Annotated in this window: 12 protein-coding genes, 1 tRNA gene and 1 pseudogene; 7 read left to right on the top strand and 7 right to left on the bottom strand. The window is 61.7% G+C overall.

The genetic code is table 11. The features are described from left to right. Positions 1-2: 2 nt before the first annotated feature. The 6 genes and pseudogenes from AA0Z93_RS17405 (at position 3) to AA0Z93_RS17380 (ending at position 6217) form a co-directional block, all read left to right on the top strand. Positions 3-1103: an NADH:flavin oxidoreductase gene (locus AA0Z93_RS17405; RefSeq protein WP_413047709.1), complete on the top strand. Its 1101-nt coding sequence runs from the start codon at positions 3-5 to the stop codon at positions 1101-1103. A gap of 114 nt (positions 1104-1217) precedes the next feature. Then, a complete protein-coding gene (locus tag AA0Z93_RS17400; RefSeq protein ID WP_413047710.1) occupies positions 1218-2108 on the top strand; it encodes a LysR family transcriptional regulator in 891 nt (296 codons plus the stop codon). Between the two features lie 174 nt (positions 2109-2282). Next, on the top strand, positions 2283-4316 hold the full coding sequence (locus AA0Z93_RS17395; protein ID WP_413047711.1) for a TonB-dependent receptor domain-containing protein: 2034 nt from the start codon (positions 2283-2285) through the stop codon (positions 4314-4316). A gap of 48 nt (positions 4317-4364) precedes the next feature. Beyond that, positions 4365-4598 (top strand): annotated as a pseudogene (locus AA0Z93_RS17390) (BamA/TamA family outer membrane protein); the annotation flags it as partial. Between the two features lie 142 nt (positions 4599-4740). Further along, positions 4741-5157, top strand: coding sequence for a hypothetical protein (locus AA0Z93_RS17385; RefSeq protein ID WP_413047712.1), 417 nt, complete (start codon positions 4741-4743; stop codon positions 5155-5157). A 151-nt stretch (positions 5158-5308) separates the two neighbouring features. Further along, on the top strand, positions 5309-6217 hold the full coding sequence (locus tag AA0Z93_RS17380) for a hypothetical protein (RefSeq protein WP_413047713.1): 909 nt from the start codon (positions 5309-5311) through the stop codon (positions 6215-6217). Positions 6218-6476: 259 nt separating this feature from the next. Here the strand turns inward: AA0Z93_RS17380 and AA0Z93_RS17375 are convergent. From AA0Z93_RS17375 to AA0Z93_RS17350, 6 genes are all read right to left on the bottom strand, one after another. Further along, positions 6477-6552, bottom strand: a tRNA-Gly gene (locus AA0Z93_RS17375). Between the two features lie 64 nt (positions 6553-6616). Continuing rightward, positions 6617-7177: a CDP-diacylglycerol--glycerol-3-phosphate 3-phosphatidyltransferase gene (pgsA, locus tag AA0Z93_RS17370; protein ID WP_413047714.1), complete on the bottom strand. Its 561-nt coding sequence runs from the start codon at positions 7175-7177 to the stop codon at positions 6617-6619. A gap of 33 nt (positions 7178-7210) precedes the next feature. Next, positions 7211-9034 carry an excinuclease ABC subunit UvrC gene (gene uvrC, locus AA0Z93_RS17365; RefSeq protein WP_413047715.1) on the bottom strand — a complete coding sequence of 608 codons (1824 nt, stop codon included), beginning with the start codon at positions 9032-9034 and terminating at the stop codon, positions 7211-7213. Positions 9035-9049: 15 nt separating this feature from the next. Beyond that, positions 9050-9688, bottom strand: a complete 639-nt coding sequence (gene uvrY, locus AA0Z93_RS17360) for a UvrY/SirA/GacA family response regulator transcription factor (RefSeq protein WP_413047716.1) — start codon at positions 9686-9688, stop codon at positions 9050-9052. Between the two features lie 134 nt (positions 9689-9822). Further along, positions 9823-10140 carry a helix-turn-helix domain-containing protein gene (locus AA0Z93_RS17355; protein WP_413047717.1) on the bottom strand — a complete coding sequence of 106 codons (318 nt, stop codon included), beginning with the start codon at positions 10138-10140 and terminating at the stop codon, positions 9823-9825. A 147-nt stretch (positions 10141-10287) separates the two neighbouring features. Then, positions 10288-10761 carry a GNAT family N-acetyltransferase gene (locus tag AA0Z93_RS17350; RefSeq protein WP_413047718.1) on the bottom strand — a complete coding sequence of 158 codons (474 nt, stop codon included), beginning with the start codon at positions 10759-10761 and terminating at the stop codon, positions 10288-10290. A gap of 273 nt (positions 10762-11034) precedes the next feature. Between AA0Z93_RS17350 and AA0Z93_RS17345 the strand changes: the two genes are divergently transcribed. Further along, the gene (locus tag AA0Z93_RS17345; RefSeq protein WP_413047719.1) at positions 11035-11814 is read left to right on the top strand and encodes a sulfite exporter TauE/SafE family protein; all 780 of its coding nucleotides are present in this window, start codon (positions 11035-11037) and stop codon (positions 11812-11814) included. Here the strand turns inward: AA0Z93_RS17345 and nudC are convergent. Beyond that, on the bottom strand, positions 11782-12615 hold the full coding sequence (gene nudC / locus AA0Z93_RS17340; protein ID WP_413047720.1) for an NAD(+) diphosphatase: 834 nt from the start codon (positions 12613-12615) through the stop codon (positions 11782-11784). The two genes, AA0Z93_RS17345 and nudC, sit on opposite strands and share 33 nt — an antisense overlap. Positions 12616-12640 lie beyond the last annotated feature (25 nt).

The following is a 12640-nucleotide window of genomic DNA, read 5'->3' as shown; positions in this document are numbered from 1 at the left end:
CCATGACCGATACACGATTGCTCGATAGCCCAATGCAGATCGGCTCGTTGAGCTTGAAGAACCGCTACGTCGTAGCGCCGATGACACGCGTCAGCGCCAGCGAGGGTGGCGACGCCACCGAGGTGATGGGGAAGTACTATGAACGGTTCGCCGCAGGCGGCTTCGGCCTCGTGATCAGCGAAGGGCTGTATACCGACCAGCGGTTCGCCCAAGGCTATCGGTTTCAGCCCGGTATGAGCGACGAGGCGCAGGCGCTCTCCTGGCGTCCTCTGGTGCGGCGCTTGCAGACCGAGGGTACGCGGGTGATCGGTCAACTGATGCACGCCGGCGCGCTTTCACAAGGCAACCGCCATGCTGCCCACACGATCGCGCCGTCACCGGTTCAGCCCAAAGGCGAACAGATGGCATTCTACCGAGGCGTCGGCCGCTATCCGCTACCGCATCGTGCTACCGATGCGCAGCTTGCCGAGGTGATTGCGGGCTTCGCCCAAGCCGCCCGGCTCGCGACTGAGGTCGCAGGCTTCGATGGTGTGGAAATCCACGGCGCCAACGGCTATTTGCTGGACCAGTTCCTGACTGACTACACCAATGCGCGTGACGACCGCTGGGGCGGCGCCATCGAACGCAGGGTCGGCTTGCTCATGGAAGTGGTTGGCGCCGTTAAGGACGCCGTGCGCCCGGGTGCGCTGGTGGGCGTGAGGATCTCCCAGGGCAAGGTCAATGATTTCGAGCACAAATGGCCGGAGGCCGAGCATGCGGCCGAGGTCATCTTCGGCGCATTGGCCAAAGTGGGTGTCGACTACATCCATGTGACCGAACACCAGGCCTGGCAACCTGCCTTCGCCGGCGGATCGGCAACCTTGATCCAGCTCGCGCGACGGTTCGCACCCGATACGCCGCTTATCGGCAATGGCTCCTTGCGAACGGCAGAACGATCGATCCAGGTGCTGGCCCAGGGCGCTGACCTGCTGGCCTTCGGCCGCAGCGCGTTGGCCAACCCCGACCTGCCGCAACGTTTTGCCAGGGACCACGCCCTCGCGGAGCTGAACGCCGAAGTACTCGGTCCCATCGCCCACATCAAGGCATGCGAACTGGGCGGCTGAACCGAATGCAGGCGTGTCTCGCCTTTGACCTCACCGGGCCGTCGTACACCGAGTGAATCAGCCAGGGCACAGTGGCTGGGATAGACTTCCCGCAAACAGCGAGAACCCGACACAATGCTCATTGCAGACGCAAAGATTTTTCTGGTGGTCGCCTCCAGTAGCAGCCTTTCGGCCGCTGCCCGGCAGTTGGGCATCGGTGCCATGCAGGTTTCGCGGCGAATCGGCGCACTGGAGGCGTCGCTTGGCGTGCGACTGCTCCATCGCACCACGCGCTCGATTTCCCTCACCCCCGAAGGGGGCGTGTTCCTACCTTATGCGCAGACCATGATCGAGGCGGACGAGGCCGCACGCAGCGTGCTGGGCACAGTGGGCTGCGAGGTGTCCGGCGTGCTCAAGCTGACAGCGCCCAGCGTGTTCGGCCAATCGATCGTGATCCCCCTGCTACCACACCTGCTCGAGCGGCATCCTGCTTTGCGGATCGATCTCGACCTGTCCGACCACGTCGTCGACCTCGCCGGGCAGGGCCTCGATCTCGCCCTGCGCATCGCCCCGCTGGTCGACTCGGAATTGATCGCCCGTCCCATCGCAGCCAATCCTCGCGTGCTGTGTGCCTCGCCCGCCTATCTGCAACGGCGGGGCCGACCGCATCGACTGGCCGACCTGCAAGACCATTCGTGCATCTCACTGCAACCGGTTTCCCGTTGGCCGTTCATGGTCCGGGGCGTGTTGCAGCGCAGGACCCTGTCGGGCACGTTCGCCACGACCAGCGTGGAGGCAGTGAGAGCCGCCGCCATACAGGGGTTGGGCGTGGCGATGCTGACGTACTGGGATGTGGTCGAACAACTGCGTGATGGCTCGTTGGTACGGCTGGAACTCGAAGACGCCCAAATGCAGGCTTTGTCGGTCTGGGCACTGACGCCTACCCGGCAACAGGTGCCGGCGAGGGTCAGGGTGTTTCTCGATACGCTGCAAGGAGCCATGACCCGTATGGGTGACGAACGCTAGGCGCTGCCAAGCCCTGCGCTACCTGCGTCTCTGACCAAGCCTGCCTGTAGGGAAAGGCTACTTATGATAGGGAAATATCCGACACGGAGCACAACCCGGTACTACATACGAAAGATTCCCATTTTCACTATCGTCCAGTCCGATTTCTCGACACGATCAAGGACTGGTTTCCCCATGAAGCACCCTGCCCTTCCGCTGAGCCTGCTTACCGCAGCCTTTCTCGCCACACCTTCCTTACAAGCCGCGCCGATGGACGAGCCATCGCCAGGCAATGCCACCGAGCTGGAGGCTTCGTTCGTCACTGCGAACGGCGCCGGCCCGAACGTGCGCGACGCACCTGCGAGCGTCAGCGTCATCACCCGCGAGGAGATCGAGCGTCAACCGGTGCATGACCTGGGCACCCTGTTGCGCCGACTGCCAGGCGTCAGCGGCGGCTTCGGTCCGGTAGGCGAACAGTCGAAAATCAAGCTGCGCGGTCTGGACGACCAATACACGGTGATCCTGGTAGACGGTAAACGGGTCGGCAACTCGGCCGACACGCACTACCGTCGCGACCTGGCACGCCAGGACCTGAACTGGATTTCCCCGAACATGATCGAGCGCATCGAAGTGACGCGCGGGCCGATGTCTTCGCGGTACGGCGCGGACGCCATGGGCGGCGTGATCAACATCGTCACGCGCAAGGTCTCGCGCACCTGGGATGGCTCGCTGAGCGTCAACGCCACGGTGCCGCAGCATGCGGATCGAGGACGGACGGAGCAGACCGGTTTCAACCTTTCCGGGCCGCTCACCGATACCCTTGGCCTGCGTTTGGGCGCCAACCTCACGCGCCGCGCCAGCGACGAAGTGCAGCCTCGCTCGAACGCCCAAGGCGCCCCGCTGCGCGACGATGGCGCCGGAGGTGCCAAGGACCATCACTTGAACGCTTTGCTGGATTGGCGGGTCAGCGAAGCGCACAGCCTGTCGTTGGAAGTGGCCCAAGGCGTGGAACGATCCTGGGGCTCGAAGGAGCCTGGATCACAGGTGAAAGGATTCGGTGCCGGGCACCTGACGCGGGACAGCTACATCGTTTCCTATCAAGGGGATCTGGCGTTCGGCACTGCCCAGCTCGATGCCTACGTGAACCGGTTCGAGAACCGCATCGACAGGGAAGCAACCGACGCTGAAGAGCAGATCATCGAAGGTCACGTGAGCATGCCGTTCGAATGGCCACTCAGCCATCGAATGACCGTGGGTGGGCAGTGGAAGCGCGATGCGCTGAACAATCCGCGCACCCTGGGCGCCGTACCCATCGACCCTGAAGGCAGACCCGTTTCTGGTTCGACCTCGCAGGGCAAGTCATGGGCAGCCTTTGTCGAGGAAGAACTTTTTTTGCTCGACAACCTGTCTTTGACCCTGGGTAACCGCTTCGACCATAACGATCACGAGGGCAACCACAATAGCCCACGGGCTTACCTGGTGTATCACCCCCACCCCGACTGGACCCTGCGCGGCGGCCTTGCCAGAGGCTTGCGCGCGCCGACCATCAAGGAACGCAGCGCCGGCGCGGCCACCCGGTCCAATGGCAACGGTTGCACCAGCCTGCGCCCTTTGGGTTACGTCAGTGGCGGCTGCTGGATGGCGGGCAATCCCGATCTGCGGTCGGAAACCAGCCTCAACAAGGAAATCGGTGTCGCATACGACAGCGACGGCTGGGAAGCGGGTCTCACCTACTTCCACACCGACTTCGAGAACAAGATCGAATACGCACCCATCGGCCAGCGCGAGGGCCGTTGGTGGACTCGCTTGGAAAACGTGGAAAAAGCGCGCACCCGAGGCTGGGAAAGTACGGTGCGCGTGCCGATCATTGCCGATCGTGTAGTCTGGCGTAGCAACGCCACCTATCTGCTGGAGAGTCGTAATCTGGCAACCGGCGAAGCACTGATCAGCGCACCTGAACTCTCGCTGTACAGCGCCATCGAGTGGCAGATCAACGACCGCGTCGATACCCAGCTGGCCGCCCAGCACGTGGGCCGCCAGCGCGGCGTAGCGACCAAATTCATCAAGCCCTACACCACCTATGACGTGACGACGCAATGGGTGGCGACGGATGCGCTGAGGCTGAACGCCGGCATTCTCAACCTGCTCGACGAACAGGCGCGCGACGGTTCCACCCAGTTCTACGTGCCGGGTCGCGCCTTCTACGTAGGAATGACGACCTACTTCTGATGGACGGACGCCGGCGATGGCGCAGTCGAGCTGCCATGCAAAGGCCAGTTGCGCAGCTCGGTGTTCATCGATGCCGGAAACGTGTATGCCGACACCTGCTATCTGTCGACCACCCAAGGCTGCGGCAACGTCGACTTGGCGCAGATGGCGGTCTCGTTGGGCGTGGGCGTTACCTGGTACAGCCCGATGGGCCCTTTGAGTTTCAGCTTGGCGGCGCCGTTGAAGAAGCCGGATAACGCGGAGACCCAGATTTTCCAGTTTTCCCTGGGCCAGACGTTCTGATGGCGGGTCGGCCGCCCCTGGCGGTCGTTTCCTCAAGCACTGCGGATCGGGCATTACCTGCTTTTACCCTCGCTTAACCCAAGTTGACGGTCACCTTGCCTAAGCTGGTGAACCTTCGCACTCGCCTTGCAGGACATGTCCAATGCCACCCTTCACGCCTATCTTCCCTGCGCCGTCGCAACACGGCATGGGTTTCGCCGCACTGCTCGATCTGGTCCGGCGACGCTTGGTCAGCCTGTGCGGGCACCAGTTCATCGCGACTTTGGATGGCGGTAATGACGGTACGGGTGCCAGCCGTTACCACCTGGCCCTTGAGCACGTGCCGAGCAGGGTTTACCTGGAAGACAGCGGCAGGATCGGCAGCGGCTTCGTAGAGCACGTGCTGTGCTTGGGCATGCGCACGAAAACGATGCTCGAATCTCCCACGTTCAGCCGAATGTGCAGCGACGACCCGAAGCGGCCGTTGGTCTGGCTGAGCGATAGCGGCGATATGGGCGCTGAGGCGTTGCTGCTGCATGCCGCCCGTATGTCTGAAGGTCAGGTCGTCGCCCCGGTCTAGTCCTTTGCCAGCCTGGTGGCAGCCGGATGTTTCGTCCAGCATCGCGCTTATGCCTATCGGCATCCGTCAGACAGGCACACACCTTGTTTAAAGCCAGTCACAGGCCTACCGAGTAGTGTCATGATTCACTTACATGGATCACGGAAGGCCTATGAGCATCAACAGCAAAAAGCGACGTGACAGCAAGAAAGCCAAAGCCAAACGCGGCAATAGCCCCTCGCTGCCTTCGGCCCTGCATCAACTCGAACGTTTTCGAAAGGACTACCTCAAGAGTTGGGGCATCAACTCAAAAGGGCACTTCGACCAAGGCCATTACGGCTGGATGGCCAAACGCGTGGATGGCTACCCCCGTACGCTGGAGATCGGCTGCGGCATCGGTTACTCCACGTTGGCACTGCTGAAACAAGGGCATACCGTCGTCTGCATAGAGGAAAACCCGTGTTGCATTGCAGCCACTCGGCGCCTCGTCTCCGAGAACGGCTACAGCGTTGCCGTCATCGCACGCGAAACGCCCAGAAGCTTGGACGAACATGCCTACCAACTGCTCTACAAGGACATCGGCGACGCCCCTCAGGTGGATTGTCTGCTGATTGAGGGCGATGCCCTGAACGATCCCAAATTGGAGGAATGGCTCGAACGTCAGCCTGCTTTCGACTCGATCGCCTGCTGGCTGCTGGGCACCCACGATGCACGCGGCCACAACGTCGCCATCGACCTGGCACTGATGCCCACCGCGCGCGAACACCGTATCTTCGTGCAGAACAATGTCTATGAAATCGCGGACCGGATACTACGTTCGGGCGGCATTCTGACGGTGATCGACCGAACCGAGACGCCCTTCACCGACGACCTCATCAGCAAGATGATGGATCATCACCGCGAGCAGGCCAGCGTCACCTCGCTCGTAGTGAAAGTCGTTGAGCATACGCCACACATCGAGTCGGAAGCGCACGGTGCCATGCGCATGCTGATGACCGTACCCGAGGGCGAGCAACCTGAAGAGACCGTTGGTAATCCCCCCAAGATGTCGCTCTGTTCGACGACATCGGTCAAGCCCTGACCTGCCATCGGTGTTCTGCGCGCAGTGGCAGAACACCGATCCCCGCGACGCATGAGTGCATGCCTGGCCTGTTACCGGCACATTTGGCTGAACCTATAGCGGAGCGGGTCGAACTTTGAGGTCTTGGTTCCAATAGGCTTGACTGGGCCAAACGAAACTGTGGCACGCAGCATGAGCAGCTTGGGCTGCAAACGAAAAAAGACGCCGAAGCGTCTTTTTTTGTGATCGACAGAGTTATATGACTCTGAGGACCGATATTTGGAGCGGGAAACGAGACTCGAACTCGCGACCCCGACCTTGGCAAGGTCGTGCTCTACCAACTGAGCTATTCCCGCTTGGTGATGGCCGCCATTCTAACTTATCGCTCGATGACGTCAACCCCTTGATTCAAAAAAACTTTTAGCGCTGCTCGGTGCCTTCCCGCAGGTGCGGCCAAGCGGCAATCAGATAATGCACCATGGAGATCAGCGTCAAACCGGCCGATACCAGCAGCAACCCATATCCCAAAATTACCCAGAAGCTCGCCACCGGCGGATTACCCAGCAGGATCACCAGCGCCAGCATTTGCGCGGCGGTCTTCCATTTGCCCCAATTGGACACCGCCACATGAGCCCGGGCACCGATTTCCGCCATCCACTCTCGCAGCGCCGACACCACGATCTCGCGGCAGATGATGATCGCTGCGGGGAGCGTCAACCAGAAATTGGCATGCACCTGCACCAGCAGCACCAAAGCGACCGCCACCATGAGCTTGTCGGCCACTGGGTCGAGAAACGCACCGAACGGCGTACTTTGCTTGAGCTTGCGAGCCAGGTAGCCGTCCAGCCAGTCGGTGGCGGCGGCGATGGCGAACACCGTACTTGCTGCCATGTAGCTCCAGTGGAACGGCATATAGAACAGCACGATGAAGATGGGGATCAGCAGAACCCGTAGAACGGTGAGCAAGTTTGGAATATTCATCGGTACGACTGGCTGCGAGTTGAGCCCGACATACTACTCGCTATGCAAGCTGGCATAAATCGACTCGGCGAGCTTTTTACTGATACCCGGCGCTTTGGCAATTTCATCGATGCTGGCGCGGTTCAGCTCTTGCAGGCCGCCGAAATGCTTGAGCAACTCGCGACGGCGTTTAGGCCCTACACCTGCCACATCCTCCAGGCTGGACGTACGTCGTGCCTTGCCGCGACGCGCACGGTGACCGGTAATGGCGAAACGGTGCGCTTCGTCACGGATCTGCTGAATCAAGTGCAATGCTGGCGAGTCGCCCTTGAGTGTGAACTCATGGGCAGCGTCGTTGAGGTAGAGCGTCTCGAAGCCCGCCTTACGCGTGACGCCCTTGGCTACGCCGAGCAAGGTCAGGTCAGTGAAGGCCAGTTCCTGCATGACCTCACGTGCCATGTTCAGCTGGCCCTTGCCGCCATCGACCAGCAACACGTCGGGCAGCTTGCCTTCGCCGTTCTTGATGCGACTGTAGCGTCGGGTCAGGGCTTGCTGCATGGCGGCATAATCGTCACCGGCAGTGATGCCTTCGATGTTGAAGCGGCGGTAATCAGCTTTGATTGGCCCTTCCGGTCCGAACACCACGCAGGAGGCCACTGTGGCCTCGCCGCTGGAATGGCTGATGTCGTAGCACTCCAAGCGCTGCGGCACCTCGTCGAGATCGAGTACTTTGGCCAGCGCCTCGAAGCGCGCGGCCATGTGCTGGCGGTTGGCCAAGCGGGCGTTCAGCGCCTGCTCGGCGTTGGTCACCGCCATCTGCTGCCAGCGCGCACGGGTGCCACGTACGCGATGGGTGATGTCCAGCTCACGGCCGCGTAGCGCCTGCAGGGCTTCGATGATGGTCTCGAAGTCTTCATGGACCACGTTGACGATCAACTCTCTGGGCAACTCGCGTTCCGGGTTGCCGACGTAGTACTGGGACAGGAACGCGACCAGCACCTCCGAGACTTCCTCCTCGATGCCAACCTGGGGAAAGAAGTTCTTGCTGCCGAGCACACGACCGCCGCGCACGCTGATTAGGTGTACGCACGCTCCTCCTGGGTTGACGAACGCGGCGATGACGTCGACCTCGCCCGAGCCGCCTTCGATGTGCTGCTGGTCCTGCACGCGCCTGAGCAGGCCGATCTGGTCGCGCAAGGCGGCGGCCTTTTCGAAGTCCAGGGCCATGGCGGCCTGTTCCATTTCCGCGTTGAGCTCGTTGCCCAGTTGCTGGCTGCGCCCTTCCAGGAACATCACCGAATGGCGCACGTCTTCGGCGTACTCTTCCTGACTGACCAGATCGGTACACGGCCCTTTGCAGCGTTTGATCTGATATTGCAGGCATGGCCGGGTGCGGTTGGCGTAATAGCTGTCTTCGCATTGGCGAACGGCGAACGTCTTCTGCAATACGCTCAGGCTTTCGCGAATCGCGCCGGCACTGGGATAGGGGCCGAAATAACGACCTTTTGCGCGCTTGGCGCCGCGGTGGATGCCCAAGCGGGGGAAAGGGCCGTCCGAGAGGAACACGTAAGGATAGGATTTATCGTCACGCAGCAAGATGTTGTACGGCGGCCGCCATTCCTTGATCAGGTTCTGCTCGAGCAACAGGGCTTCGGTTTCGTTACCGGTGATGGTGGTTTCGACGTGAGCGATACGCGCCACCAGGGCGGCGGTCTTGGACGCCAAGCCGGTTTTGCGGAAATAGCTGGCAAGACGCTTCTTGAGGTTCTTGGCCTTGCCCACATAGAGCAGCCGCGACTCAGCGTCGAACATACGGTACACGCCCGGACGACCACTGCAGGTCGCCAGAAACGCACTGGCATCAAAGGTTTGCGACATGGACCACTTCTAAGGCTAGAGACTTGCGTCGACCATTCCGTGGCGGACGGCCAGCAATGTCAATTCGACGTCGCTGGTGACGGAAAGTTTTTCGAAAATGCGGTAACGGTAGGTATTCACCGTTTTGGGTGACAAGCACAACTTGTCGGAGATGATCTGCACTTTTTGGCAACCGACGATCATCAGGGCGATCTGGATTTCCCGTTCCGAGAGGCTGTCGAACGGCGATCCCTGGGGCTGGAACGACTTGAGCGCCAATTGCTGGGCGATTTGCGGGCTGATGTAGCGTTGCCCAGCGAATGCCAGGCGGATGGCGTGCACCATCTCGTCGAGGGCCGCGCCTTTGGTGAGGTAACCAGACGCGCCGGCCTGCAGCAAGCGCGTGGGAAAAGGGTCTTCTTCGCAGGCGGTGACCGCCACGACCTTGCTGTCGGGGTGGCTGCGCAGCAACTTGCGTGTGGCTTCGAGCCCGCCGATGCCAGGCATCTTGACGTCCATCAGCACCACATCCGGCTTGAGCTCACGGGCAAGCTTGAGCGCCGATTCACCGGAGTCTGCTTCGCCGACTACGTGCAGCCCCTCGATGTCGCTGAGCATGCGCGTAATACCGGTGCGTACCAGATCGTGATCGTCGACCACAAGGACCTTAATCAAGCCAGACACCTCGTCAATGGGGCGATTTGTAAGCCGCCACCTTAACAAAATTTTACAGCCGCAACATGTCGACTAAAGCGCTAGAGCAGGCTGGCGCCGCTTGATCCGGTATGGCCTACGGTAGTGGGGCAGGCTCAATCGGCCAAGCGGTGGAGCACGTGCCAAAGGGCCGCGCGGTCTTGATCGGGGAGACGACGAAAAGCTGCCAGCAGCCGGTCTTCGTCGCTGCTGAGGCTGTCGAGGGGCAATGGCGTCGGCAGCCCGGTCAACACGTACAGCGGGTCGACGCCTTTGGCTGCCACCGCCGCCAGGTAATCCAGACGCGGGGTACGGTCGCCGTTTTCATATTTGCCCTGGGCATTGGGCTCGACGCCGCCGATGTCGCCGAATACCCGTTGAGTAAGGCCCAGACGCTCGCGTTCTTCCCTGAGCCGAGCACCGAATCCGTTCATGTCGTCTTCCTTTTCTCTTTGCGTTGTAGATCTAGGAGATATCCCACATCCGTGGAGGATTATTCCTAAGCTTTCGGCACTATGCCCATTGCCAGGGGGCCAGGCAAGCTTTAGCTCGCGCCTCTTCCGAGCACCTTGCGCATTGCACTAGACGGCGTCAGCGTTTTTTTGAACCGCACATTGCATGAGTATGAAGCAATCGTCCTGACCCACTTCTTCGAAGCCGACTCGCCGGTACAAGCGCCGCGCCGGATTGCTGGAAAAAGCCATGAGGCGCAGCAACGGCAAACGCCGTTGCTGCGCCCAACGTCTCAGTTCTTCGAGCACCCAGCGCCCTACCCCCTGCTGCCGATGCTCCGCCAGCAAGTGCAGCTCACGGACGAACATTGCCTGGCGATCCTGGCTTAGGCTGCAGAAACCCAGGGTCCGCTCATCGGCCTCGATCAGCCATTGCTCGCGCCAGCGCCAGGATTCGTCGAACGCCGCGTCCGTCCAGACCAGGCCGAACTGTTGAAAATAAGGCAGCATGGCGCAGCGTGTCAGGTCGCGCGCGAACGGCAGATCGAGGTCGCTGGCAGGCGAAAGGCGAAGCCCGGAGATCGCTTGGGCTTCAGCGTTCACGGCGTGCTCGCCAATGTCACAAGACGGCGGACGTAAAAGGGATCCGAAGTGAACGGTCGATGGCGCATGAACGGCCCTGCGAACATAGGGGGAGAATCGATCAGACTAGGCGCTTCGTAGCGAATCGTCGAACCACCACCGAAGACCATCGATAGATGACGGCCCAGGAAACACCCTCGCCATCGCACTGGAAGCCCTGCCTCACAGGCTTTACCATGCGCCCTTTCCCGAGCGCGGCCTTTTGTCGCGCCTGTGCCCGACAAGACCAAGCCGATGCCCTTCGAACTCTCCGTAGAACCCCTCACGCTGCTGATTCTGGCGCTGGTCGCTTTCGTCGCAGGCTTCATCGACGCCATCGCCGGTGGCGGCGGCCTGCTGACCACGCCGGCACTGCTGACGGCCGGCATGCCACCGCACCTGGTGCTGGGCACCAACAAGCTCAGTTCCACCTTCGGCTCGGCCACCGCCAGCTTCACCTACTACCGGCGCAAACTGTTCCACCCCGCGCAGTGGCGCCCTGCCTTGGCCGGTACGCTGGCCGGGGCCTTGCTAGGGGCGGTGGTGGCCCATTATCTGCCCGCCGAATGGCTGAACAAGATGCTGCCGGTGGTGGTGTTCGCCTGTGGCCTGTACCTGCTGTTCGGCGGTACGCCCAAGGCGCCGCTGGATGCCGACGCGCCGATCAAGAAAACCTGGCAGGCGCCGCAAGGTTTCACCCTCGGGTTCTATGACGGCGTGGCCGGCCCGGGCACCGGAGCGTTCTGGACCGTCAGCACCCTGCTGCTCTACCCCATCGACCTGGTGCGCGCCAGCGGCGTTGCCCGCAGCATGAACTTCGTCAGCAATGTGGCGGCGTTGACGGTGTTCGTGGTGTCGGGACAGGTCGATTACCTGGTGGGCCTGGCCATGGGCCTGTCGGTGATGGTCGGCGCCTACTTCGGCGCGCGCACCGCCATCAAGGGCGGCAACAAATTCATCCGCCCGGTGTTCATCAGCGTGGTGCTGGCGCTGACCGTACGCCTAGCATGGCAGCACTGGTTCGGCCAGGCCTAGGCGCCGGGCCACGTACAGGTCGATGAGGTAGCGCGCGATCGACCGCCCGGCCGGCAAGGGCGGCAGATCGCGGATGTCGAACCAGCGCGCGTCCTCGATCTCGTCGGGCTGCATGACGATCTCACCACCTGCATATTCGGCATGGAAGCCGAGCATCAGCGAATGCGGAAACGGCCAGCATTGGCTGCCTACGTACTGGATGTTGCGCACTTGCAAGGCCACCTCCTCGAACACCTCGCGCTCCAGGCAGTCTTCGGCCGATTCCCCTGGCTCGGCGAATCCGGCCAACGTGCTGTACACGCCGGTGACGAAACGTGGTGAGCGCGCCAACAGAATCTCGTCGCCGCGGGTGATCAGCACGATCATGCTCGGTGAAATGCGCGGGTAATGGCGCAGGCCGCAGGCTTCGCAATGCATCGCACGCTCTGCCCTCACCTGCGTGGTCGGCTGGCCACAGCTGCCGCAGAAACGGTGCTCGCGTGCCCAGGTGCCGATCTGCGCAGCGTAGCCGAGGACTTTGTACAGCAGAAAATCGCCCTCGAGCATGAATTGGCGCAGCCCCTGCCAGCGACAGCCCGGCACTGCGGACGCCTCATGCAGTTCGAGGAGAAAGACCGGCTCGCCGTCCAGATGGCCGATGCCATGCTCGCTCGCCACGTTCAAGCCTCGCTCGGCCAGCCATTGGCGGGGGAACAGTGCCTGTTCGTCCTTGAGCAGAAAGCCTTCGGGGCTGCGCGCTACGGCCAGCCCTCCGGTGGTGGTGTGGGGGTCGAGTACTGCAGTGGTCCAACGTGCTGACATGACGGTCTTCCTGGGCGAGCGCCCG

It is taken from the genome of Pseudomonas phoenicis, assembly GCF_047302395.1.
In the GTDB taxonomy this organism is placed as follows: domain Bacteria; phylum Pseudomonadota; class Gammaproteobacteria; order Pseudomonadales; family Pseudomonadaceae; genus Aquipseudomonas.
The sequence above is the reverse complement of the archived record's forward strand: the minus strand, read 5'-3'. Positions and strand labels throughout refer to the sequence as shown.